A 23,738-nucleotide genomic window follows, 5' to 3' on the forward strand; every position below is an offset into this window, starting at 1 on the left:
GCACAGCAAATTGTTTGCCGCATTGATATTGGGCACCGCTGTGTCTCTTGGTGCAGTGCCACAGCTACACGCCCAGACCGCCAGTGATATCGCCCCTTCCTCCTTTGCCCCCGATGCACAACGTCTGAAAGGGGCGGTGGTGTTTTCCGGGGCGCGCGGGACAAAACCACCCGCAGGGGCAGAAAAACTGCTGATCAACCTGTCAGGTGTCACCCTGACCGACGGTCTACCCCAGATGGCAGAGGTCAACGCGGCGACCAAGGCGCGGCTGTCGGGTAAAACCATCACTGTTGCTGAAATATTCAACGCCGCTTCGGATCTTGAAACCGCCTATACCCAAGCCGGTTTTGTGCTGGCCCGTGTGGTTCTTCCGGCACAGGAATTGCGTGACGGCGGGCGGCTTAAGATTGTCGTCATCGACGGGTTTGTCGAAACTGTCGACACGGCCAATGTCCCCGCCCCCGTGCGCAACCGCATCAGCCGCATCACCGATCCCCTTGTCGGCAAGCGCAGTTTGCGCCTGCCCGAAATCGAACGACAGTTGCTTTTGGCCGGGGATACCTATGGCGTATCGCTTGGCTCAGCGCTGGCTGCGGGGGCCACGCCCGGTGGCACTTCTTTGATCCTACAACCCGAATTCCGGCCCGTCACCGGCTTCTTTGCTTTTGACAATGCCAACGCCAGTTCTCTCGGCCCGATCAATCTAAGCGCCGGGGTTGAGGTGAACTCTCCCTTCAATCTGGGTGAAACCTTCTATGCCCGTATTTCCGGTTCACCGGCCAGCGACAATGCCAACGGTCTTGGGGCTTTCTTCGGCAGTGACCCGCGGGTGCGCACGCTTTCAGTTGGGGGTGTGGTGCCCCTGGGATACAAGGGTCTGACCCTCAACATCGAAGCCACCGACAGCCGCACCGCACCTGATCCGCTGCCGCTGCCAACAACCAGCCGTTTTGACCGCACATCGGTGCGCCTGTTCTACCCGTTCATCCGTAGCCGCAACCGCAATATTTCCGGCCAACTCACCTTGGACCGGCAGTCAGATGAACAATTCCTCGTCGGGGCCGGCAATACCCGCACACCGGTGTACAAGGATGAAACCACGGTTCTGCGCGCCGCGCTGGACGGTTTCTGGCTGACCGAAGGCGGCGCTGCCATCGAGGCGGGCGCATCCCTGTCACATGGCATCGACGCTCTGGGCGCGCGTACGCTGGCCGATGTCGGGGGCGGCACACCGCTGTCGCGACAAGGGGCGGATGCCGAATTTACCAAACTGGTCCTTTCCGGGCGTATCCGCCGTCCGATCAATGATAGGTTCAATTTCTCGCTGGCCGGACGCATGCAGACCTCCTTTGGCGACCCCCTGTTGACCGCAGAACAGTTCGGCATTGCCGGCAGTCAGGAATTGTCTGCCTTTGATGCCGGTGCCATCAAAGGGGACAGCGGATTTGTCGCCCGCGCAGAGATTTCCATGCCAAAGCAGGTTAGCTATGGCGATACACCCCTTTTAATAAGCCCATATATTTTCGGGGCCTACGGCGACGTATCGCTGGAATCACCCACTGCCCAAGAGGTCGCAGACCTGTCTGCCACCTCCGTCGGAATCGGCGTTGAGCTGAACAGTTTAAGCAAATCCAATTTCTCGACCGCAACCGTGCGGATCGAATACGCAAGAGGAACCCGCGATGACAACCTGCCGGACAACAACCGCTTCAGCATCCAAGGCTCCTTCCGCTTCTAAGGGGCAGACGCGCCGCCGGTTTACCCGCAACGCTTTGGCTATTGCCACTGCGCTGACACCGGTTTGGGCCACCGCACAGGATCTGCCAAGCGGCGGGACCGTTGTGCATGGCACCGCCACCATCGCCACCCCCAATACAAATACCATGGTGATCAACCAGGGCAGCGACCGTGCAGTCGTAAACTGGGACGGGTTTTCCGTCGGTGCCGGCAACCGTGTGGATATCAACCAGCCAAACGCAAATTCCGCCATCCTCAACCGGGTGACCGGCGACACCACCAGCCAGATCCATGGTCAGATCAACGCCAATGGCCGGGTCTTTGTGGTCAATCCCAACGGCATTTTCATCGGACCAACAGGGTCGGTGAACACCGGCAGCTTTGTGGCCTCCACGCTGGGCATCCGCACCGATGATTTTGTGACCGGCCAGACGGTGTTTGAGGGCAACGGATCTTCGGCCACGGTTGTCAACGAAGGCAGCATTCAGGTTGTGACCGGCGGTTATGCCGCGCTGATCGGTGGCAAGGTCAAGAACTCCGGTATGATTCAGGCACCTTTGGGTTTTGTCGGCCTTGGCTCTGGTGAACGCATCACACTGGATCTGGCCGGGGATGGTTTCCTGCAGGTCGCGATCCCGACCAATTCAGATGACGACGGGCTGGATGCCCTGATCGAAAACTCCGGCACCATTCAGGCCAATGGCGGCACGGTGCAGATTTCGGCAGCAACCGCCCGCAACGCGGCACGACAGGCCATCAACATGAGCGGCGTCATCGAGGCGCGCAGTGTTTCTGGCCGCAACGGGCGTGTCACCTTGGGCGGCGGCAGCGGCGGTGGGGTCAAGGTCACCGGCAAGGTGCGCACCCAATCCCGCCGACCCGCCATTCAGGTCACCCAATCCGCGCGCCCTGCCCTGCGCCCTGAACGGGGCGGCGACATCACCATCACCGGTCGCGATATTACCCTTGAAGGGGCCACGCTTGACGCCAGCGGCGCAGCGGGTGGCGGCAATATCCGCATCGGCGGCAATGCACATGGTGCTGCCGGCCTGATGACCGCCGCACAGCTTCGCGGCGATGCGGGCACCACAATCCGCGCTGATGGCGAAACCCAGGGCGACGGCGGGCGCATCGTTTTATGGTCCGACAACCGCACAGAGTTTACCGGCAATATCTCTGCACAGGGTGGGGCGCAATCCGGCGATGGCGGCTTTGTCGAAGTCTCGGGCAAAGAGGTCCTGCGCTATAGCGGTTTCACCGATACCCGTGCCGCAAACGGCAATTGGGGCAGCCTGCTGCTGGATCCCAACGATATCTTTGTGGTCGCATTTAACACCGGAAATGACGGGGACATCCTCGCCTCGACGGTGCAGGCCAATCTGGCAGGCGGCAATGTTCTGCTCTCCACAGCCGGTGCCGGTCCTGACGATGGCCGGATTGAAATCAATGCGCCTATTACATGGTCCAGCGGTACAACACTGGCATTAAACGCCGAAACCGCATTTGGCGCTGTGGTGCCCAATGCCATTGAAATCAACGCACCTATTACCGCCCCCAATGGCGAACTCCGCCTGACCGCAGCCGAAACGCCGGGTGCATCCGGGCCCAGCCCGCAAGTCATCGAAACCGGCACAAACGGTGACATCAATGTCGCCCAGTTCCACATCGTTGAAGGGGACTGGCTTCAGCTCGGAACGGATTTCCCGGGAAGCGGCCTGCCCTCCTTTACCGCTGACAACTTTGTCCTTGATAATGCCAATTTCCTGCGCGCCATCAGTGGCGATGGCGCAGGCAGCCCTTTCCTGCTGACCGATATTTACGGGCTGCAAGGGGTGCATGGTTCTTTCAACTTTGCTTTGGCCAACGACATCGACGCATCCACGACAAACGGCTGGGAGTCGCTTGACCCTCTGACTAACGGGCTGCGCAATTCCGGCTTTGTGCCACTGTCCTTTTCCGGCAATTTTGAAGGCAACCGTCACGCCATTACCGATCTGTTCATCCGCCAGTATCCCGCAGCGGACGGTGGTGATACCGGCCTGTTCGGATCACTTGGCGACAACCCGTCAATCACGAATTTCAGCATTCTGGATGCGGATGTTGCAGGCGGGCGCGCTGGCATCCTTGCCGGCAGCAACGGCAGTTTCACACAGGGCGTCCATGTGACCGGCACCGTTGTTTCCTATGGTGAGGCGGGCGGCGGCATCAACGGTTACATGCCCTTCGGCGTTCTGAGGGACAGCTCGGCAAATGTCACCGTAACCGATGCAATCGATCCTTCTGACATCAACGCCAATCCAGCGGGCGTTACCAGCCTGGGTGGGCTGGTCGGGATCAGCGACGGTGACATTCTGAATGCCAGCAGCGCGGGCAGCGTTACCCTGCGCTTTGCCGAGGAAGGTTTTGCTGGCGGGCTGGTCGGTGAAAGTGAAGACATCATTCGCGACGCCTATTCCGAAGCCTCCGTGACTGCGGCCAATACCGCGCCATTTGCCGAGGCAACCATCGGCGGGCTGGTCGGCGAAAACCGTTTTGGCGGCACGATCGAGAACGCGATTGCCACAGGTGCCGTCAGCTTGATCCCGGGATGTTGTGGCGGTTTCGCCCTGACGGGTGGGCTGGTCGGCGCAGATACCACATCCAACGAAAGCATTCTGTCCTCTTTCTGGAATATCGAGACCACCGGCCAAAGCCTCAGCGGCCAGTCGGGTGAAATCACCGGAACCCCCACCGGCTTTGGCCAGTTCGAGGGCGCCTTTGGCGAAACCACCGCCAGCCTGCAGGATGTCGAACTCTTCACCAGTGCAGCCATCTCCGGCGGGTGGGATTTTTCAAACACCTGGGCCATCCCACAGGATGGCGTTGATATGGCGCGGCTGTATTCCATTGATCCAGTCATAACCGCAACAGACCCGACAGAATCGATACCGGAGTTTGAATATAACGGCACCACCACCGGCTTTTCCGCCGAAGCTGGCATCTTTTCCGGTGGGCCTGCTGACTATCTCTTTGGTCCGTTGAATGACACCGGCGACCTGTCCGTGATGGTCGACGAGATTGTCTTGTCCGATGCCAATGTCGGCGATGTCACCTTTACCTTCCCCACCAGCTACACCAGCGATTTGGGACAGGTCTTTGATGTGCGATCTTTCCCGAAAGACGCCACCGTTGTCCCGGCACCTTTGACCCTCACCGTAAACGCAACCAGCAAAACCTATGGCGAAGAGTTGGACCTTGAAGGCATCGATTTCACCACAGACACCCTGTTTGGCACCGATGAAATAACCGGCGCGGATATCCTCAGCGACGGGGCAACGGCAACGGCAGATGTGGCGACCTATGATCTGACGGTTGAGAACCTGACCGGAACCGGGTTGAGCAATTACACTCTGACCGTCATCCCCGGCACGCTCGAAGTAACCCCTGCGCCGCTGACCGTGACAGCGGATGATCAAAGCAAATCCTTGGGCGCCGTCTTTACCTTTACCGGCACTGAATTCACCGTCGAAGGATTGGTGAACGACGACACCGTGACCAGCGCAACCTTGTCCAGCGCCGCCGCCGGGGCTGATGCGCCCCTGACCGGGGATGGCCCGGCAGCCGCAATCCTTATCACTGATCCGCAGGGCACCGGACTTGAGAATTACGAAATCACCCTGGTGAATGGCATCTTCATTGTTGCCTCCGGCGATCTGATCATCACCGCTCTGGATCAAACCAAGGTCTACGGCAGTGTCTTTACCTTCAACGGCACAGAATTTTCCGTGACCGGGCTGGCCGAAGGGGACAGCGTTGACAGTGTGACATTGACCAGTGCCGGTGCGGATGGCACCGCGCAGGTTGGAGATGGGCCTTTCACCATCACCGCCAGCAACGCCATAGGCACCGGTCTTGAGAATTACACGCTGGTCTTCGCCGATGGCAGCTTTACCGTGACCCCTGCCCCTCTGACCGTCACCGCGCTGGATCAGTTCAAACAACCTGATCAGCCTTTCACCTTCAACGGGACAGAGTTCACAACAGCCACCCTGTTCAACGATGACGCCGTGACCAGCGTCACCCTGACCAGCGACGGTGCCAACCCCGACGCCACAGTTGAAGACAGCCCGTTCGTCATCCAGCTTAGCGATGTCACCGGCACAGGTTTGGAAAACTACAATGTCACCACAGAAAACGGCACCTTCTTTGTGCAAAACCTGATTGCACCCCCTGCCGTGACTCCCGGCCCCGGTGGCAGCAGAACCATTTTCAACCCGCGCGACACGATCAACATTTCCTTCCCTGATCGGGGCGCCACCGGCGGCATTCAATCAGCCGGCCGCAACGGCGGGCCTTCACAAACCTTGCAAGACGCGGAAAGAACCGCAGATTTTGTTGATACGATTTCAACAGAGCTTGAATTGCAGGTCCAATCCTGTGGCTCTGCTGATCAGGATTTTGACAATTACATGACCTGTCTCAGCGCCTCGCTGGATACCTATGCCAATGCTTTGGATGAAATCGTGAATGATCTGCCCCAAGGGCTGGAAACCGTATCTGCCACGATCCGCACCGCCGCGGATGAAATCAAAGCCTCAGCCGCCCGCGCCCAGCGTCGTCTGGCCAGCGCCACCACCGATGCACAGCGCCGCGCAATCCGCCGCGAGGCGGTTGGCGAAGCGATCGGCGCAATCAACACGGCCAAATCGGAAATCCGCAAAGCCATTTCGCTGATCCGCGCTGAAGATCCCGAAGTGACCGCCGTACAGCGCAGCACCGGTGCCCGGATCGTACAGGCGTTTGACACGGTAGAGACATCTTTGGTCCGCGCCGTTGAACTGTAACCCCGGGGGCCAAATGCGCAGGATCCTGATCCGCACGATTGCCTTTCTGATGTTTGCAGTGGCCCTGCCCTTGCAGGCACAGGCGCAAGAACGCCGGGTTGCGCTGATCATCGGCAATTCCGACTATCAACAGGTCACGCCGCTGGACAATCCGGGCAATGATGCCACGGATTTACATGTCGCACTTGAGGGGTTGGGATTTGAGGTGCTGCTTGGTCTCGATCTGACCAGCGCGGAAATGTCGGAGCTGGCGGATAAATTTGTCGCCGGCCTCGATACTGCTGATGTGGCGCTATTCTATTATGCCGGACACGGGTTTCAGGTCGGCGGGCAAAACTACCTGGTGCCGGTGGATGCCGAAATCCAGACTCCACAGGATGTGCAGGACCAAACCATCCGGTTGACCGATATCTTAAGCAAGATGGAACAGGCACCGGGCATCAAATTTGTTTTCCTTGATGCCTGCCGCAACGATCCGTTTGAGGGGGCCGTGGCCGCGGTCTCCGAAGGACTGGCGCGGATCGGCAACGCGCGTGACTTTATGATCTCTTTTGCCACCCAGCCTGACAATGTTGCCTATGATGGGTCTGGACGAAACAGCTTTTTTACCTCTGCCCTGCTCAGTCATATCTATACACCCGGACTTGATATCTCGGATTTGATGATCAACGTGCGCAAGGACGTGCTGGCCGCCACCGGCGGGCGTCAGATTCCTTGGGAAAACTCTTCACTGACCCGCCAGTTCCGGTTCGACCCACGCCCCGATGCCGGTTCTGCCGAAACGCTGCTCTGGCAGGTTGCCGCAAACGCCGGCGATCCGCAGCTGATGGAGCTTTACGCCGAACGCTACCCCCAAGGGGCACATGTTGCTGAGGTACTGGCCTTTCTCGATCCCGCCAATCCCGGTGCCACCCTGTCGCGCGATTACTCCCCGCAGGAACGCGATGCCCAGGAGGAACGCCTGTGGCAACTGGCACGGCGCAGCCGGATGCGGCCCTTGGTGGAATTTTACATCGAGAAATATCCGAATGGCACCTATCTGGGCGATGCCAGCCGTTTGATTGCCACCTTGCCTGCCGAAGGGGATGCAGGATCGGGCCGTCTGTGTGAACGGCTTGCCACCCATCCGCGGGACGCAACGGCCAATACCTCCGGTGTTCCGTTCAGCAAGTTGAAAGAGAACGCATTGTCGGCGATGCAGGCCTGTCTGGCCGCCGCGAAAGAAAACCCTGAACTGCCGCATTATACCGCCCTGCTTGCACGCGCTACTGTGGCGGCAGGAGACATGGAACAGGCGGTCCAGCTTTACCGAGAGGCGGCAACACGCGGTGATCTGCGCGCCATGGTCAGCCTTGCCCTACTCACTGAAACCGGCAACGGCGTGCCCGCCAGCCCGGTAGAGGCCCTGCGGCTTTACCAGCGGGCCGCCAGCCTTGGCAGCCCGGACGCCAAGATCAACCTTGCCGTTGCCCTCTTCGAGGGACAGGGACTTGAGAAAGATGCAGATCGCGCCGTTGAACTCTTGAAAGAAGCCGCCGACCTTGGCTCTGCCATTGCGACTTTCAACCTTGGGGTGCTGGCCCGTGACGGTGCCGCCGGGGATCCTTCGGAAGCGCTGGGATATTTCAAACGGGCGATTACCTCCGGCGAACCCCGCGCCTATGTGGCCAGCGCCATCCTGTTGGACGAGGGGCGCATCACCCCGCGCAACCCTGACGCCGCCGCCAATATGCTGCTGCGCGGTGCCGCCGAAGATGCCGGCGAAAGCATCCGGCAACTGACCCAGAACACCTCCGACTGGTCACCCGACACCATCAAAGCCGTGCAGGCGCGCCTGAAAGCCGCCGGATATTACACCAGCACCATCGACGGGCAGAGCGGTCCAAATTTCGCCGCAGCCCTTGAAACATGGCGAAATGGCGGTTTTGAACCGGATGTTTTGATCGAATAACACCCTAAAGTGCCGCAAAGGGTTGCCTTGTCAGCCTTAATAGCTACGATATCCTTTAAGGTTAAAACAAAAAGGGGGATCGTATGGCACAGACAGATGAAAACCACCGCGAGGATGTGGCGGGCCGCGCCAATGTCGAGGACACACCGGAGCTGCTGGCCTATTACGACGAACTTGACGGACATCACACCGGTGCCCTGTGGACCGTCGCCAACAAGATCGAACCATGGGAGCCGAAATCAACATCGGTTCCGGTTCTGTGGCGCTACGCCGATCTGCGCGAAAAAGTGCTGCGTTCTGTTGATCTGGTAACACCGGAAAAAGCGGGCCGCCGGGTGATCTACTTCAACAACCCGGGCCGCACCGATGTTTCCGCCGCTGTCGGCTGGATCTATGCCGGGTTGCAGGTCATGCATCCGGGCGAAAAAGCCACCGCGCACCGCCATTCCGCCTCCGCCATCCGCTTTATCATGGAAGGCAGCGGTGCTTATACGGTTGTCGACGGGCACAAGATGACATTGGGCCAGAACGATTTTGTCCTGACCCCCAACGGCACATGGCACGAACATGCGGTTGAGGAAAACGGCACCCCCTGCATCTGGCAGGATGGCCTGGACATCCCTTTCGTCAACGCAATGGAAGCAAACTTTTTCGAGGTCCACCCAGACCTCAGCGAACCCGTTGCCTTTGCCGTCGACGACATGACCAAGACATGGGGCAACGCCGGGCTGACACCGGGCGGTGGCGCGTGGGACAAAGGCTATTCCCCGATGTTCAAATACGAATGGGACCGCACCTATGAGGCATTGAACGCCTATGCCAGCGTCTCCGACCCCTCGCCGTTTGACGGCACATTGATGGAATATGTGAACCCCACCACCAACGGACCGGTGATGAAAACGCTGGGTGCCAGCATGCAACGACTGGCCCCGTCCGAACGGACCAAGGCCCACCGCCATACCGGCAGCTACCTCTATCAGGTTGCCAAAGGGTCAGGTCATTCCGTGATCAACGGTCAGCGGTTCGACTGGACCGAGCGCGACATTTTCTGCGTCCCCTCCTGGGCATGGCACGAACATGCCAATGCCTCTGCCAGCGATGATGCTGTTCTCTTTTGCCTAAACGATCTGCCCGTCATCCGTGCCCTTGGCCTCTACCGCGAAGAAGCATTGGGGGAAAACGGCGGGCACCAGCCCACATAAGTCAGGACCAATATGAAACTTGTCACCTATAAAACCGATGTTGAAGCGGCCGCACGCCTTGGCGTGATCGAAGACGGTATTGTTGTCGATGTTGCAGGCTTTGGCGAGGCATCCGGCCTTGATCTGCCGTCCCGCATGCTGGATTTCATCGACCTTGGCCCGGTTGCCGTGCGCCAGCTGCGCGAGGCCCTGCACATCGCGGATGGCGATTGGGGCAACGCGCTGGCCCTGCCCATTGAAACCGTGACCCTGCTGGCCCCGATCCCGCGTCCACGCAAGAACATCTTTGGCATCGGGCTGAACTATCTCGATCACGTCACCGAAAGCGCAAAGGCGCTGGATACCGATGATGCGCTGCCGAAAGAACCGGTGGTTTTCTCTAAACCGCCCACCTCTGTTGTCGGCCCAAATGACCCAGTGCGCCATGACGCGGATATGACCCAACAACTTGATTGGGAGGTCGAACTGGCCGTGATCATCGGCACCACCGCCAGCCACACAGCGCGTGAAAATGCGTTGGACCATGTGTTTGGCTATTCGGTGATGATCGACATTTCCGCCCGCGACAACCGCCGCGCAGGGCAGTGGATTTTCTCCAAAGGCATGGACACATATGCGCCCTTCGGCCCCTGCATTGTGACCGCTGATGAAATTCCCGATCCACAACGGCTGGACCTCTGGCTGACAGTGAACGGCGTGGAAAAACAAAGCTCGAATACCTCCAAGATGTTGTTCAAAGTGGACGAATTGATTTCCGATCTGTCGCGCGGCATCACCTTGGAACCGGGTGACATCATCGCCTCGGGTACGCCCGAAGGGGTGGGCGCGGGCCGCGATCCGCAGGAATGGCTCTGGCCCGGTGACGTGATCGAGGCCTATGTCGAGGGCATCGGCACGATCCGCCATCCTGTAGTCAATGCGACAAAATTTGCATGAAGTTCCCGCTGGACCCACAGATTGATCACGACTTTAACGCCCGCGAAAGCGTGGCCTCCTTTGACGATGAGTTTGGCAAGCTGATCACGCTCAGTGATCATGCCATGGCAACCCTGCCCCGTCAGGCGGATCTGGTGTTTGATCCCGAAAGCGGCGCGGCGCTTGACCTTTATGGCGTTGAAAAGGGCCGCCCTGTTTTCCTGTGGATTCACGGCGGATACTGGCGGATTGGCAGTAAGGAAGGCAATGCCTTCGCCGCTCCCGGATTGGTGGCCAATGACGTTGCGGTTGCGGTGATGGATTATTCACTGGCCCCCGCTGCCAGCCTTGAACAAATTGTGCATGAGGTGCGCAGCGCGGTTGCCTGGCTCCATCGCGAAGGGCCAGCACTGGGGCTCGATACCCGCAAAATCCACGTGGGCGGATCCTCCGCCGGTGGGCATCTGACAGGTGCGGTGATCGCTGGCGGGTGGCACGCCAGATATGACCTGCCCGAAGATATCATCGGGGCGGCATTGGCGCTTAGCGGGATTTACGATCTGGAACCACTGCTGTCGACGCAGGTGAATGCGTGGATGGATATGGACATGGGCACTGTTGCGGCCCTGTCGCCGATCCGGCACATCCCCGAACAGTCACAAACTCAGCTGGTGCTGTCCGTTGGCGGGCAGGAACGGGCAGGTTTTCTGCGCGAGACCCAGCAATTTCACGCAGCTTGGGCGGCCAAGGGCCATGCAGTGACACAAGTCGAAATGGCCGATTACAACCATTTCGACATCACCGGCACATTGGCCGACCCGCAGGCAAAGCTGGTGCAGGCGACCCTGAATGCGATCAGGGCCTGCCCCTGATTATAAAACCGCGGTCGCCTCGATTTCCAACAGCGCCTCATCCTCAACCAGACCGGCGACAACAACCATGGTCATTGCCGGAAAATGGCGCCCCAATACCTTGCGATACACCGCACCAACCTCGGCCTGGCGCGCAAGGTACTCTTTTTTATCAATGACATACCACGTCAGCCGCACCAGATCCTCGATCTTGCCACCGGCAGCTTCCAACACGGCGACGATGTTGGTCAACGCCTGTTCCATCTGGCCGATGAAATCCTGACTTTCAAACACCTGATCGCCGTTCCAGCCGATTTGCCCACCGATAAACAGCTGGTTATCTGCCGTCTTCATACCGTTGGCATAGCCTTTGGCCTTGGCCCAACCTTCAGGTTGAATCACCTCATGTGCCATTGTCATTCTCCTTTAACATTCCTGCTTAAACACCCAGATACTGGTCGCGCACCTCGGATGTCAGTGTATCCATATTGCCGTGCCACACCGACACGCCACGCTCCAAAATCGAAACCTTATCAGCGACTTGTCTCAATTCACTCAGGGTTTTGTCCACCACAAGAATCGACAGATCACCGGTTTGTTTCAGCCGTGCAATTGCGGTCCAGATCTCTTGACGCACCACAGGGGCCAGCCCTTCAGTCGCCTCATCCAAAATCAACAAACGCGGGTTTGTCATCAATGCGCGGCCAATCGCCAGCATCTGCTGTTCCCCACCCGACAATGAACCGGCCAGTTGATCACGCCGTTCTGCAAGCCGTGGAAACAGGTCATGCACCGCGTCGAAATCCCAAACACCCTCACGCGCCGAGGCATAGAGGTTTTCATGCACCGTCAGATTGGTGAAACACCGCCGCCCCTCCGGCACCAGACCCAGCCCCAGCCGTGCGGCCTTATGTGCGGGCAGCCCAGTGATATCCTGACCCGCAAACGCCACTTGCCCTTGGGTGTTTTTCAACAGGCGGCAGATCACCTTGATGGTGGTGGATTTGCCCATCCCGTTGCGCCCCATCAGCGCCAAAACCTGACCTTCCTCGATGGTCAGATCGACACCAAACAGCGCCTGTGACGCACCATAAGATGCTGTAATACCTTGTAAATCCAAAAGGTTCATGCCGCGTCCTCCTCGCCCAGATAGGCGATGCGCACCTCCGGGTTTGAACGGATATCATCCACACTGCCCGTCGCAATGATCTTGCCATAGACCAGCACCGAAATCCGGTCCGCACAGGCAAAAACCGCATCCATGTCATGTTCCACCAACAGGATCGGCGCCTCTTGTTTCAATTCTTGCAGAAAGCCGGTCAGCGCTTTTGATCCTTCCGCCCCCATGCCCGCCATTGGCTCATCCATCAGGAACGCCTTGGGGGCCAATGTCAGCGCCACGGCCACCTCAAGCTGTCGGCGTTGACCATGTGACAACTCCGCTGTGACAACATTCTCCTGCGTTTCCAGCCCGACCCGTGCCAAAGCCGCCCGCGCCCGCGTCAACAACGCCGCATCTTTCATCGCCGGCTTAAAGAACCGAAACACAGACCCGCTTTGCCCTACGGCACCCAACACCACATTTTCCAACACGGTATATTCCATCGCCAGCGCAGAGATTTGAAACGTCCGTCCCAGCCCCAGCCGCGCCCGCTGCGCCGTTGTCATGCCGGTCACGTCCTGCCCCAGAAACTGAACTGTGCCGCTATCCGGTTTCAATCCGCCTGCAATCTGTTTGATCAGCGTCGATTTCCCCGCACCGTTTGGCCCGATCAGGGCGTGAATTTCACCCGCGCGCAGATCCAGCGATATGCCGTCACTTGCTGCCAACGCGCCAAAGCTTTTACGAATGTCGTGAATCTTCAGAACGTTATTTTCCATGACCGATCTCCCGTTTCGCCAACTTGCCAATGATGCCACCCTTGGCGAACAGCACCACACCCAGCAGGATCGCGCCCAGATAGATGAACCAGTATTCGGACAATCCGCCCAGAAAATGCTCCAGCAGAATATAAAGCGCCGCGCCCACAACAGGGCCAAACAACCGCCCGACACCACCCAGAATGATGAAAATCATGATCTCGCCGGAGATATGCCAAGAGAACATCGTCGGGCTGACAAAGCGGTTAAGATCCGCAAACAGCGCCCCCGCCAAACCGGTGATCGCCCCCGATATGACAAAGGCCACCAGCCGCAAACGATACACATTGATGCCCACAGTCCGGGCGCGTTCCTCATTCTGATGCGCGCCGTTCAGCGCCAGACCAAACGGGGATTTGTTTAACCGGTCCACCAAAAACAACACCGCGCAAAGCAGCACAAAACAGATGCCATAGAACTGAATCGGGTCCAATGTGTTCAATCCCGGAAACTGGTTGCGCACATAGATCGACAGCCCGTCTTCACCGCCGTACGCCGGCCAGGATATTGTGAAGTAATAAAACATTTGCCCGAAGGCGAGCGTCACCATGATGAAGTACACCCCACTGGTGCGCAGCGACAGCGCCCCGATCAGCAAGGCCAGCAAGGCGCTTGCGATAATCGCAACCAGCCAGATCACCGGCATCGAATTGGTGCCCTCAATCAAAAACGGGCTTTCCAGGATTGGCGTATAATTCTGTGCATGGCTGGCCAGAATACCCATGGCATAGCCACCCATCCCGAAAAATGCGGCATGGCCAAAACTGACCAGCCCCCCCTGCCCCAGTGCAAGGTTCAATCCAACACCGGCCAAGGCAAGGATCACCGCGCGGGTAGCCAACGTGATGGTAAACGGCTCGTCCGTGATCAACGCATATGCTGGCACCACAAGAAGCAGCAGCAGCACGATCATATTCACTGTGCGTTCGCGCAACATATCAGGAGCTCCCAAACAGGCCGGTCGGCTTGAAAATCAACACCCCCGCCATCAAAATGTAGATCAGCATGGACGCCAGCGCAGACCCAACCGTCGTCGCGCTAGAGGCATCCATAAAGGTACCAAAAACCACCGGCAGCATCGTGCGCCCCAAGGTATCCGTCAGCCCGACCAATAGCGCACCGGCCAGCGCGCCTTTGATTGATCCAATCCCGCCGATCACAATCACCACAAAGGCGAGGATCAACACCGGTTCCCCCATGCCCACCTCAACAGACTGGATCGCACCAACCAATGCGCCGGACAGGCCCGCCAGTGCAGCACCCAGGGCAAACACCAGCGTATAAAGCACCGAAATATCGACCCCCAATGCGCCAATCATCTCGCGGTCGTTTTCGCCAGCGCGAATGCGCATACCGACACGGGTTTTCGAGATCAGCAAGAACAGCCCCACAGCCACGGCCAGACCGATCCCGATGATCGTCAGACGGTAGAGTGAATATTCGATGCCGCCGGGCAAAATCACCGTCCCCTTCAGATATTCGGGGATGTTCAGAAACAGCGGGAACGATCCAAAGATCCACCGGGTCCCTTCAGAGAAAATCAGGATCAGCGCAAAGGTCGCCAGCACCTTTTCCAGATGGTCGCGATCATACAGCCGACGGATCACCGTCAGTTCGATCAAAGCCCCGACCATCGCCGCCGCCGCCATACTGGCAATTAATGCCAGCAGGAAACTGCCGGTCCAGCCCGCAACCGCCGCCGCCGCAAAGGCGCCGATCATATAAAGCGACCCATGGGCGAGATTGATCAACCCCATGACGCCGAAAATAAGGGTAAGCCCTGCCGCCATTAAAAACAGCATGACGCCGAATTGCAGCCCGTTCAGGATCTGCTCGATCAGTAACAGCATGTTCATGGAAATTCCTTGCCGAGTGTCTCCGGCGGGAAGACTCCCCGCCGGAAGATCATTACTTTACCACTTCAACGCACATTCAGATGCGTAGACGTCCTGACGATCGGCAATCGCCACTTCAACAGCGGTATTTGTGAAAATGTCACCCTCTTTCACAACCTTGCGCACCCAGAAGTCCTGAATCGGGTGCTGGTTGTTGCCAAAGCGGAACTTGCCACGGGTAGACACGAAATCAGCTTCCCGCAGCGCCGTGCGAAAGGCGTCAGTGTCTTTCACATCCGCCTTGGCTGCCGCAGAGGCGATCAGCAAGGCGGTATCAAAACCCTGCTGGGCATAGATCGACGGAATGCGGCCATATTCTGCCTTAAAGCTCTCGACAAAGGCGCGGCTGGCGTCGTTGTCCAGATCCGGTGCCCATTGCGCGGTGTTCAGCACACCTTCGGCGGCATCTCCGACGGCTGGCAGGATCGTCTGGTCAAAACTGAACGCCGGGCCGACAAGCGGCAGGTCGATCCCGCTGTCCGCATATTGCTTGAGGAACGAAATTCCCATGCCACCGGGCGCAAAGAAAAAGATGCCATCCGCATCCGATGCACGCATTTGCGCAATCTCGGCGGCGTAATCTGTCTGGCCCAGTTTGGTGAAAAGTTCTGTTTCAATCTCCCCCTCAAACATCCGTTTGAAACCGGTCAGCGCATCCTTGCCCGCAGGGTAGTTCGGGGCAAAGATAAACGCCTTCTTCATCCCCATTTTATTCGCCGTGGCACCAGCTGCCTCATGCGGGCCGTCGTTCTGCCACGCCACGTTGAAATAGTTCTCATGACATCCACGACCGGCAAGCTGCGCCGGGCCGGCATTTGGCGAGATATAGAATTTCCCCTGTGCCGTTGTGGCCGGGGCCACCGCCAGCGCGAGGTTAGAAAAAACCAGCCCGGTCATAACGTCGACTTTTTCAGATTGGATCATCTTGTCGGCCAGCTGTACCGCGATATCCGGCTTGCGCTGATCATCTTCAACGATCACTTCGAGACCGTCATTTTCGGACTGTTTCACCCCCAGCAGGAAACCGTCACGAATGTCGACACCCAATCCGGCACCACCGCCGGTCAGGGTTGTGATCAACCCGATCTTGACCTTGCCACCATGCCCGTCGGCCACTGCCGGCAGGGCCATCCCAAGGGCCACAGCACTTGCTGCACCAAACGCCTTTAGGCTTTCTTTTACATATGTAGAGTTCATTTTATTCTCCCAGTGTGTATCCAGCGCTTTTGCTGCGCCTTGTTCGACAGTTTGTGCCGACGCTACGTCAATTGAAATGACTTATTCAAAAAACGCTACTCTGAGGTCATTTTTATTTCAAGCCTAAAATATATTAGCCTAAAGCGGTGCCTTCACGGGTACAGGGCGGATCCGCCAAAAAAGAAACGGCGCTGAAGTTATCAGCGCCGTCCAAAGTGTCTATCATCAGTCGCAGAAACCGCGACAATCAGTTGTCAGCCGCTTTTGGCCCGACGGACACCAGATAGGCCCAGACATTCTTGGCATCTTCCTCATCACGCAGCTTGAATGACATCTTTGACTTGGCCTTTTTGTCATCGTTGTAGGTGCGCAAATAGCCCTTGGGATCCGCAACATAGGCCACAAACTCTGCCTCGTTCCATTCAAGGCCCGCCTCACCAGCTTCAACAAGCGATTTGCCGTACTTCTTACCAAACTCTGCGTTAGCGCCCGCAACGCTGCCGAAAATCCCGTAAAGGTTCGGCCCGCTCCGTCCGCCTTTAGCGATCACTTCCCCTTCGGCATCAACAATCCCATGACAGGATTTGCACTTCTTAAAGACGCCTTCACCCGCTGCGGCATCACCGCTTGCGTGACCATCAGCAAATGCTGGCCCGGCCAGCAACGTCAGACCCAATGCGGCCGCTTTCATCATATTCATCTCAGAACTCCCAATGCTCTACTTTACCTGATCCTAACGTAATGTAGTTTCGCCAAAGACAAACCCCGACAAAAGGGCAATCTGGCCAAATCGCTGCGACCAATCGCCCTGCCCCAACCACAATCTTGCATATTTGGCGGGTTTCGTGGCACTACCCCGCGGCAAATGAAACCCTTGAGGGACGGCGCAATGCAGCCCAGCGACATCATGATCCCCGCCTGGGTTGAGGGCACCCTGACCCCGGTTGAGAAACTGGAGGTCCATCACCGCGGCCTACGCCACCTTGCGGTTTCGGTTTTTGTGATCCGTGATGGGATGATCCTGCTCCAGCAACGGGCATTGGGCAAATACCACACGCCGGGCCTTTGGGCCAACACCTGCTGCACACATCCGACATGGGGCGAGACTCCGCTGGATTGTGCGCAGCGGCGCCTGACACAGGAGCTGGGCATCACCGGATTGCCCCTGACCCACCGGGGACAGGTCGAATACCGCGCCCCGGTCGGCAAGGACATGATCGAACATGAGGTGGTTGAAGTTTTCCTTGGGCAGGCCGATGCAACGATGCCACTGACCGCAAACCCAGAGGAAGTGATGGCAACCCGCTGGATCACGCCAACAGATCTGGCACAGGAAATTGCAGATGACCCGGCGCAGTTCACCCCATGGTTACGGATCTATCTTGAAAAACATAGCGGCATGATCCTCGGCTCCTGAGGATATAGAGCCTAACCCGCCTAACAGAGACGAAAACGCATCGCTGCATTTTGGGACGCTTTAACCGGGGGCACACATAGCTCCCGGCACATCAAGACAACCTAATGGATTGATTTTAATAAGAAATGTCAAAGTGTCCCCGCGGGGACACCCTGCCCTACTCTGCCAGCTCATCCAGAAACGCCTTGACCGCTGCCTCGATACGTTTGCGTTCGATCCCGCTGAAATCCTGCTCCAGCTTCAACTCGATCCGGCCATCCGCCACCGTGCATTTGGCATCCCCTTCGGGACGTGACAGGCGGAAGGTTGTCTTGGCTTGCTGCGGGCCTTTGGTCAGCTTGACCTTTTTCTTTGGCCCCTGCCCTGCCTGTGCCGCAAACTCCGCCAGAATGGCTTGCTCCTGCTCTGCGGTGCGCTCGGCATCTTCTGATAGCAAACGATTCAAATTCGCCTGGGCTTCCGGCCCCTCTTCCAGCCGGCGTGCGATGGACAGCCCCAAGGCACGCGGCACGCTTTCCACATGTTTTATCCGCCCCTCGGTGGCGGCCAACAGACGCACAAAATGTTTGATGTAGCTGCGCTTTTGCCGACCCGAGGATGCAAACAACAACTCCACGGCGTGGTCATATCCTTCGACCTCTGCGGCCTGCTTGCGATAGCGGATCGCCAGCTGCGCCATTTCACCAAAGGACACACCGCGCCGCACAAGGTTTTCATCCACCATCTGCCGATAAAGCCGCAGCAGGTTTTCACCCTTTGCGTTGATCCCCGCGGGGATGCGCGCAAAGCGATCATCACCCGTTTCGCCAAACAGCTCCTGATAGGCAGTGAAGCGGCGGAACCCCTGGATCAGTTCAAAGTGATCCCCCACCTGCTCAACACGAATGGGGTTGGACAGGCCAATCTCCTGAATCGACCGCTTCAGCTCGTCAATCTCTGCGTCCCGTCCGGGCCCACGATCGCGGGTCAGCTTCTCCGTACGGATTGCGTCCAGCGGGATCAGATCAGTGATCAAACCCGCCTTTTTCATCCGCACATGTTCATGCGCCAAGGCATCATTTTCCTGGCGGATCGCCGCTTCGGCCTGCTGACGTTCGGTCAGCGCCTCGGCGTTTTCAGAAATCGCCGCCGCCATCGGGCCGCGCCGCTCTGTCCCCGCGGGGACAGGGGCAGGTGATGCCACCTCTGCCTCATCAAAATCGATATCAAAAATACGCTTTTTCTTGCTCATGTCTGTACCCCTACCCTTACAAGGTGTCCCATGCGGTGATCAGATGCCCCTTGAATTCATCATAGGCCTGATCAAAAGACGCCCGTGCGCGGCGCCATGTTTCGCGGGTCATATCCCGGTAATCGGTTTCGTAAATCGAACTTAGAAACCGGCCGGATTGCTCAACGGCTCGTGTCATCTCAATCGGATGTGCGGCCAGCCTATCGCCGAACACCTTGCCAAAGGCTTGCTGCATCGCGCGGTGCAATTCATTGTTGGATTCAAACCGCGTGATCAGAAACCTCACATCGGCAAACACCTTGGGCAGGGTCAGTGTCCCCGCGGGGACAGAGCCACCAAACCGCTCCAGATCCTCCAACGCCTCGGCCAGCTGTCCGATAAAGGAGGTGGTGGAATCATACTCCCAATAGCCGGGACCGGACGGGATATAGAGAACATCAGCTGCAAAAACCGCATTCATCGATTGATACCCAATGGCGGGCGGGCAATCGAAGATGATCATGTCATAAGCATCATCCGGCAGCGAATCGAGGTAGCGCGACACAGCGGCAAAGAAGGACCATTCCGGGTTCAGATGCCGGTATTGTGCGCTGGCAAATTCAACAAAGGCCGCATTCGCACAAGAGGGCAGGGCGTCGATGGTGGGCCAGTTGGTCGACTTGATAAAATCAGTGACCCGCAGATCGCTAAGCCCCATTTCGGTGATTGCGGAGGGCAGCTTGCGCTGGGGCAGGGCGACCCCGCTTTCGGCACCGCTGATGGTGGCATTCATCCGCTCTGTCTCGCGGATCAGGTCGCGGGCCATGACGCCCCAGACGGTGTATTCCTCGTTCACGTCATTCAATCCCATGGAGTGGCTCAATGTCGCCTGCGGATCAAAATCAACCACCAGCACACGGTAGCCATCAAGGGCGGCGGCATGGGCGAAATGCAGCGCGACCGTCGATTTGCCCGCCCCACCTTTGAAGTTTGCAATCGCCGCCCGGATCGCCCGTTTGCCCTTGGGCCGTTCCGGCATCAGGGATTTGCGGTTCACCTTAAGACGCCGGCGCAGCTCGTTTATTTCTTCCAGCGTATACCAATGCTGGCGGCCTTCCTCTTCGGTCTGCCCCTGTGGCAAGGAGGGATCAGCGGCCAGACGTCCGCGCAGGGTTGACTGGTTCACCTTGAAAATCAGTTCTGCCACTTCCCAGCTGGAGAAACGGCGCAGGGTCTTTTCATTCTCAGGCGAAAACGTCTGCTGACGGATAAAGCCCTGCATCTTCAGGGACTGCGCTTGCAACCGCGCAAGATCTTGATGGGTGAACATACTGCTATATGCCTCTATTTATTCAATTTTCTTCACATGTCCCCGCGGGGACACTTTATGTCGGGCCGAAACCAGCACCAACAGGACGCTAATTCCATGTGGTTTCTGATTTACGCTGAATTTGCCAAGGATGTAAATCCAGATAATATGCAAAAAAGCCACTCCTATATGGGCCAACTGCGAATCGGTCTGGTCTATGGCCACATGTCACAGCTGCTGGAAATGAGGGGACAGGTTTTCAGCGGTTAAACCCTAATAGGGGACAATGTGAGCCTAATAGGGGACAGCCTGAACGTCCCCCTATACCTATTATACCTAGATTTCTTTTTGAGTTTGAGGGACAAGAGGGCCTGCACCACGGTTTCGCTTGACAGAATCGTCTCTTTGGACGCAAATCAGGCATGGTCGATGAAAAGCGTTGAGTTCGCAGGGCGACCATCAAACCGGAACATAGATTTCGGATCACGAGGCATAGCACGCCGGCGGCGCTGCATAATGGACGGGCAAGGACATGCTCCATCAAAAGCTTGCAGGGCCGGGGGCCGCTGCACGGAAATATGATTTGATCACCGCCTTGGGTGCGCATGCTTTGTCACTGGGCAAACATGACCAACGGCTGATCCTGCGGCTGATCACCTTGTTAACCGCGCGTTACAATTGGGGCCGGGACGAGCTGTCCATCGGACAACGCGAGATTGCCCGGCTGTGGTCCTGTGACGAACGCACGGTGAAACGCGAGATGGCAAAGCTGCGCGCTTTGGGCTGGTTGGTTGTCAAACGGCAGGGCGCGCGGGGACGGGTGACCACTTATGGGTTTGACGGCGATGCGGCGATGGCTGCGACCAAGGCCATCTGGCCTGAGATTGGCCCGGATTTTGTCGTGCGTCTGGAAGGGCCACCCGCCGAAACGGTTGTGCCTTTTCCGGTAAAGGGAGAGGTCACTGCACCCGATATCACCGATGCCACTGAATGGGGATTGGCCCGTGCGGTTTTGTTTGCCGAGGACGCGGGCCGGTTCGGCGCTTGGGTTCAGGCCTTGCAACGGACGGGCAGGGCGGGGGGGCGTTTGACCCTCAAGGCCCCCAGCCGGTTTCACGCCGCCTATGTGCAGACCCATCTGACAGGCGTGTTGCTGCGCGCCTGTCAATCGGTGGACGGGGATGTCAGTACGATTGAAATTACGGACTAGCCGCCGCGCACCGTGTCGATCATCAGCTGCACATTTTCAGGATCTGCATCCGGTGTAATGCCATGCCCAAGGTTGAAGATATGCGGCCCGTTGGACAGGGCGTCTACAATGCGCCGGGTCTCTGAAACCAGAGCGTCGCCACCGCTTACCATATGTGATGATTTGAGATTGCCCTGCACACAGCCTGCGGTTTGCACATTCTGTGCGGCCCATTCGGCGGTGACACCATCATCAATGGCCACACAATCGGCCCCGATGGCCGCATGCGCCCCGACATAGCGTTCTCCGGCACCACGGGGGAAAGCGATGACCGGCACGTCAGGGTGCAATGCCTTCAGTGCGGCGGTGATCTGTTGCATCGGTTTCAGGGAGTAATCTTCGAAATCAGCGCCTTGCAGTGATCCGGCCCAGCTGTCGAACAGTTTCACCACCTCGGCACCGGCTTTGATCTGTTCAGAGAGGTAAAGAACCGTTGCTTCGGTGATCCGCTTTACCAGCGCGTCAAAGACCGGGCGGTTCTCGGCCTTAAGTGCATGGGCCGGCCCTTGATCCGGCGTGCCCTGTCCGGCAATCATATAGGTCGCAACCGTCCAGGGAGCACCGGCAAAGCCGATGAGGGTGGTTTCATCGGGCAATCCATTGGACAGGATCTTTACCGTTTCGTAAATCGGGCTAAGCGTGTCGTGAATCGCCTCAACCGGTTTCAGGGCGTCCACTTCAGCCTGCGTGGTGATCGTTGACAGCCGCGGCCCCTCGCCGGTGACAAACCACAAATCGGCGCCCAGTGCCTGTGGGATCAGCAGGATATCGGCAAACAGGATCGCCGCATCAAACCCGTAGCGGCGGATTGGCTGAAAGGTCACCTCGGCGGCCAGTTCCGGGTTATAGCAAAGTGACAGGAAATCACCGGCCTCGGCCCGCGTGGCCTTGTATTCGGGCAGATACCGCCCGGCCTGCCGCATCATCCAGATCGGTGGGGTGGGCAGGGTTTCACCCGCAAGGGCACGCAGGATTGTTTTGTCTTTGCTCATGTCGGGGGGCTTTCGTTGCTGAATAATGTTGCGCGGATCATGGTTTGGCCTGAAAGGTGATACAGGCGTTGTCACCCGAAGGCCAGAAATGTACCAAGCGGCATGATAGAGAATTTACCAACCCCGCAGAATCCCCTCAAGATTGGCACACGTGGCTCTCCTTTGGCCCTTGCGCAGGCGTATGAAACGCGGGACCGGCTGGCCCGCGCCTTTGATCTGCCGGATCAGGCGTTCGAAATAGTTGTGATCAAAACAACGGGCGACAAGGTGCAGGATCGCCCATTGAAGGAAATCGGTGGTAAAGGCCTGTTCACCCGCGAAATCGAAGATGACATGCTGGCCGGCAAGATCGATATCGCGGTGCATTCGATGAAAGATATGCCAACGCTTCAGCCTGAGGGGCTGTTGCTTGATACCTATCTGCCGCGCGAAGATGTGCGCGACGCCTTTATCTCGCCCCGTGTGAACAGTTTCGAGGATTTGCCGCAGGGCGCGGTTGTTGGCACCTCCAGCTTGCGGCGCAAGGCCCAGCTAAAGCTGCGCCGCCCGGATCTGCAGGTGGTCGAATTTCGTGGCAACCTACAAACCCGGCTGCGCAAGCTGGAGGAGGGGGTGGCAGAGGCGACTTTTCTGGCGATGGCCGGTTTGAACCGCCTGTCGATGGATCAGGTACCGCAAACGCCGATTGAGGTCGAAACCATGCTGCCCGCCGTGGCGCAGGGGGCGATCGGGATCGAACGGCGGGCCGATGATATGCGCATGGCTGCCATGCTGGAAGCCATCCATGATCTGCCTACGGGCAAACGGCTGGCGGCTGAACGTGCGTTTCTGGCGGCATTGGACGGCTCTTGCGAGACGCCGATTGCAGGGCTGGCTGTATTGGAAGGGGACACGATCCATCTGCGTGGTGAGGTGTTGCGGCCGGACGGGTCACAGGCGTTGAACGATGCGTTGCGCTGTCCCGTGGAAGATGGGGCGAAAGCAGGCCGTGAGATGGCACAAAACCTGTTACAGCAGGCGGGCGATGGGTTTTTTGACTGGCGGTGATGCCAGCCGAAAACCACATTATT

Annotated in this window: 20 protein-coding genes; 10 read left to right on the forward strand and 10 right to left on the reverse strand. The window is 58.0% G+C overall.

Translation table 11 applies throughout. The annotated features are described in order from the left end of the window. Window positions 1–40: 40 nt before the first annotated feature. The 6 genes from QQL78_RS17905 (at window position 41) to QQL78_RS17930 (ending at window position 11,500) form a co-directional block, all read left to right on the forward strand. Window positions 41–1,738 (forward strand): ShlB/FhaC/HecB family hemolysin secretion/activation protein, encoded by a 1,698-nt coding sequence (locus QQL78_RS17905; protein ID WP_284375716.1) that lies wholly within the window; start codon window positions 41–43, stop codon window positions 1,736–1,738. Continuing rightward, on the forward strand, window positions 1,683–6,560 hold the full coding sequence (locus QQL78_RS17910) for a two-partner secretion domain-containing protein (protein ID WP_284375718.1): 4,878 nt from the start codon (window positions 1,683–1,685) through the stop codon (window positions 6,558–6,560). Before QQL78_RS17905 ends, QQL78_RS17910 begins: the two co-directional genes overlap by 56 nt. 13 nt (window positions 6,561–6,573) lie before the next feature. After that, on the forward strand, window positions 6,574–8,511 hold the full coding sequence (locus QQL78_RS17915; RefSeq protein ID WP_284375720.1) for a caspase family protein: 1,938 nt from the start codon (window positions 6,574–6,576) through the stop codon (window positions 8,509–8,511). Window positions 8,512–8,594: 83 nt separating this feature from the next. Next, on the forward strand, window positions 8,595–9,713 hold the full coding sequence (locus QQL78_RS17920; protein ID WP_284375722.1) for a cupin domain-containing protein: 1,119 nt from the start codon (window positions 8,595–8,597) through the stop codon (window positions 9,711–9,713). 12 nt (window positions 9,714–9,725) lie between these two features. After that, window positions 9,726–10,649, forward strand: a complete 924-nt coding sequence (locus tag QQL78_RS17925; protein ID WP_284375724.1) for a fumarylacetoacetate hydrolase family protein — start codon at window positions 9,726–9,728, stop codon at window positions 10,647–10,649. After that, a complete protein-coding gene (locus QQL78_RS17930; RefSeq protein WP_284375726.1) occupies window positions 10,646–11,500 on the forward strand; it encodes an alpha/beta hydrolase in 855 nt (284 codons plus the stop codon). Before QQL78_RS17925 ends, QQL78_RS17930 begins: the two co-directional genes overlap by 4 nt. Here the strand turns inward: QQL78_RS17930 and QQL78_RS17935 are convergent, their stop codons facing one another. The 7 genes from QQL78_RS17935 to QQL78_RS17965 form a co-directional block, all read right to left on the reverse strand. Beyond that, window positions 11,501–11,893, reverse strand: coding sequence for a RidA family protein (locus QQL78_RS17935; protein WP_284375728.1), 393 nt, complete (start codon window positions 11,891–11,893; stop codon window positions 11,501–11,503). Between the two features lie 25 nt (window positions 11,894–11,918). Next, a complete protein-coding gene (locus tag QQL78_RS17940) occupies window positions 11,919–12,608 on the reverse strand; it encodes an ABC transporter ATP-binding protein (RefSeq protein WP_284375731.1) in 690 nt (229 codons plus the stop codon). Further along, window positions 12,605–13,360, reverse strand: a complete 756-nt coding sequence (locus QQL78_RS17945; RefSeq protein WP_284375733.1) for an ABC transporter ATP-binding protein — start codon at window positions 13,358–13,360, stop codon at window positions 12,605–12,607. The genes QQL78_RS17940 and QQL78_RS17945 overlap by 4 nt, the downstream gene beginning before the upstream one ends. Continuing rightward, the gene (locus QQL78_RS17950) at window positions 13,350–14,336 is read right to left on the reverse strand and encodes a branched-chain amino acid ABC transporter permease (RefSeq protein WP_284375735.1); all 987 of its coding nucleotides are present in this window, start codon (window positions 14,334–14,336) and stop codon (window positions 13,350–13,352) included. Before QQL78_RS17950 ends, QQL78_RS17945 begins: the two co-directional genes overlap by 11 nt. A 1-nt stretch (window position 14,337) precedes the next feature. After that, a complete protein-coding gene (locus tag QQL78_RS17955) occupies window positions 14,338–15,255 on the reverse strand; it encodes a branched-chain amino acid ABC transporter permease (protein ID WP_284375737.1) in 918 nt (305 codons plus the stop codon). A gap of 57 nt (window positions 15,256–15,312) precedes the next feature. Continuing rightward, window positions 15,313–16,491, reverse strand: a complete 1,179-nt coding sequence (locus QQL78_RS17960; protein WP_284375739.1) for an ABC transporter substrate-binding protein — start codon at window positions 16,489–16,491, stop codon at window positions 15,313–15,315. A gap of 247 nt (window positions 16,492–16,738) precedes the next feature. After that, the gene (locus tag QQL78_RS17965) at window positions 16,739–17,191 is read right to left on the reverse strand and encodes a c-type cytochrome (RefSeq protein ID WP_284375741.1); all 453 of its coding nucleotides are present in this window, start codon (window positions 17,189–17,191) and stop codon (window positions 16,739–16,741) included. A 189-nt stretch (window positions 17,192–17,380) separates the two neighbouring features. Here QQL78_RS17965 and idi point away from each other — a divergent pair, with 189 nt between their 5' ends. After that, complete coding sequence (idi, locus tag QQL78_RS17970; RefSeq protein WP_284375743.1) at window positions 17,381–17,908, forward strand: isopentenyl-diphosphate Delta-isomerase; 528 nt, start codon at window positions 17,381–17,383, stop codon at window positions 17,906–17,908. Between the two features lie 157 nt (window positions 17,909–18,065). Here the strand turns inward: idi and QQL78_RS17975 are convergent, their stop codons facing one another. Both QQL78_RS17975 and QQL78_RS17980 read right to left on the reverse strand, forming a co-directional pair. Then, window positions 18,066–19,139, reverse strand: coding sequence for a ParB/RepB/Spo0J family partition protein (locus QQL78_RS17975; protein WP_284375745.1), 1,074 nt, complete (start codon window positions 19,137–19,139; stop codon window positions 18,066–18,068). Window positions 19,140–19,155: 16 nt separating this feature from the next. Continuing rightward, the gene (locus QQL78_RS17980; RefSeq protein WP_284375747.1) at window positions 19,156–20,448 is read right to left on the reverse strand and encodes an AAA family ATPase; all 1,293 of its coding nucleotides are present in this window, start codon (window positions 20,446–20,448) and stop codon (window positions 19,156–19,158) included. A gap of 96 nt (window positions 20,449–20,544) precedes the next feature. Here QQL78_RS17980 and QQL78_RS17985 point away from each other — a divergent pair, with 96 nt between their 5' ends. Together QQL78_RS17985 and QQL78_RS17990 are read left to right on the forward strand one after the other, a co-directional pair. Continuing rightward, entirely contained in the window at window positions 20,545–20,697 is a 153-nt protein-coding gene (locus QQL78_RS17985; RefSeq protein ID WP_284375749.1) for a hypothetical protein, read from the forward strand. Window positions 20,698–20,959: 262 nt separating this feature from the next. Then, window positions 20,960–21,637: a hypothetical protein gene (locus QQL78_RS17990; protein WP_284375751.1), complete on the forward strand. Its 678-nt coding sequence runs from the start codon at window positions 20,960–20,962 to the stop codon at window positions 21,635–21,637. Here QQL78_RS17990 and hemE read toward each other — a convergent pair. Further along, window positions 21,634–22,668, reverse strand: coding sequence for a uroporphyrinogen decarboxylase (hemE, locus tag QQL78_RS17995; protein ID WP_284375753.1), 1,035 nt, complete (start codon window positions 22,666–22,668; stop codon window positions 21,634–21,636). The two genes, QQL78_RS17990 and hemE, sit on opposite strands and share 4 nt — an antisense overlap. Before the next feature lie 102 nt (window positions 22,669–22,770). On the opposite strand from hemE, the gene hemC reads away from it, so the two are divergent. Continuing rightward, the gene (hemC, locus tag QQL78_RS18000) at window positions 22,771–23,715 is read left to right on the forward strand and encodes a hydroxymethylbilane synthase (RefSeq protein ID WP_284375755.1); all 945 of its coding nucleotides are present in this window, start codon (window positions 22,771–22,773) and stop codon (window positions 23,713–23,715) included. Window positions 23,716–23,738 lie beyond the last annotated feature (23 nt).

The organism is Sulfitobacter pacificus (genome assembly GCF_030159975.1).
Classification (GTDB): Bacteria; Pseudomonadota; Alphaproteobacteria; order Rhodobacterales; family Rhodobacteraceae; genus Sulfitobacter; species Sulfitobacter pacificus.

What these genes read in the sequence shown, in the direction of transcription:
- QQL78_RS17910 (WP_284375718.1), top strand. Translation starts at nt 1,683, where the DNA reads ATGACAACCTGCCGGACAACAACCGCTTCAGCATCCAAGGCTCCTTCC.
- QQL78_RS17940 (WP_284375731.1), bottom strand. Translation starts at nt 12,608, where the DNA reads ATGAACCTTTTGGATTTACAAGGTATTACAGCATCTTATGGTGCGTCA.
- QQL78_RS17960 (WP_284375739.1), bottom strand. Translation starts at nt 16,491, where the DNA reads ATGAACTCTACATATGTAAAAGAAAGCCTAAAGGCGTTTGGTGCAGCA.
- QQL78_RS17930 (WP_284375726.1), top strand. Translation starts at nt 10,646, where the DNA reads ATGAAGTTCCCGCTGGACCCACAGATTGATCACGACTTTAACGCCCGC.
- hemE (WP_284375753.1), bottom strand. Translation starts at nt 22,668, where the DNA reads ATGAGCAAAGACAAAACAATCCTGCGTGCCCTTGCGGGTGAAACCCTG.
- QQL78_RS17980 (WP_284375747.1), bottom strand. Translation starts at nt 20,448, where the DNA reads ATGTTCACCCATCAAGATCTTGCGCGGTTGCAAGCGCAGTCCCTGAAG.
- QQL78_RS17915 (WP_284375720.1), top strand. Translation starts at nt 6,574, where the DNA reads ATGCGCAGGATCCTGATCCGCACGATTGCCTTTCTGATGTTTGCAGTG.
- idi (WP_284375743.1), top strand. Translation starts at nt 17,381, where the DNA reads ATGCAGCCCAGCGACATCATGATCCCCGCCTGGGTTGAGGGCACCCTG.
- QQL78_RS17955 (WP_284375737.1), bottom strand. Translation starts at nt 15,255, where the DNA reads ATGAACATGCTGTTACTGATCGAGCAGATCCTGAACGGGCTGCAATTC.
- QQL78_RS17950 (WP_284375735.1), bottom strand. Translation starts at nt 14,336, where the DNA reads ATGTTGCGCGAACGCACAGTGAATATGATCGTGCTGCTGCTGCTTCTT.
- QQL78_RS17920 (WP_284375722.1), top strand. Translation starts at nt 8,595, where the DNA reads ATGGCACAGACAGATGAAAACCACCGCGAGGATGTGGCGGGCCGCGCC.
- QQL78_RS17990 (WP_284375751.1), top strand. Translation starts at nt 20,960, where the DNA reads ATGCTCCATCAAAAGCTTGCAGGGCCGGGGGCCGCTGCACGGAAATAT.
- QQL78_RS17925 (WP_284375724.1), top strand. Translation starts at nt 9,726, where the DNA reads ATGAAACTTGTCACCTATAAAACCGATGTTGAAGCGGCCGCACGCCTT.
- QQL78_RS17975 (WP_284375745.1), bottom strand. Translation starts at nt 19,139, where the DNA reads ATGAGCAAGAAAAAGCGTATTTTTGATATCGATTTTGATGAGGCAGAG.
- QQL78_RS17945 (WP_284375733.1), bottom strand. Translation starts at nt 13,360, where the DNA reads ATGGAAAATAACGTTCTGAAGATTCACGACATTCGTAAAAGCTTTGGC.
- QQL78_RS17965 (WP_284375741.1), bottom strand. Translation starts at nt 17,191, where the DNA reads ATGAATATGATGAAAGCGGCCGCATTGGGTCTGACGTTGCTGGCCGGG.
- QQL78_RS17935 (WP_284375728.1), bottom strand. Translation starts at nt 11,893, where the DNA reads ATGGCACATGAGGTGATTCAACCTGAAGGTTGGGCCAAGGCCAAAGGC.
- hemC (WP_284375755.1), top strand. Translation starts at nt 22,771, where the DNA reads ATGATAGAGAATTTACCAACCCCGCAGAATCCCCTCAAGATTGGCACA.
- QQL78_RS17985 (WP_284375749.1), top strand. Translation starts at nt 20,545, where the DNA reads ATGTGGTTTCTGATTTACGCTGAATTTGCCAAGGATGTAAATCCAGAT.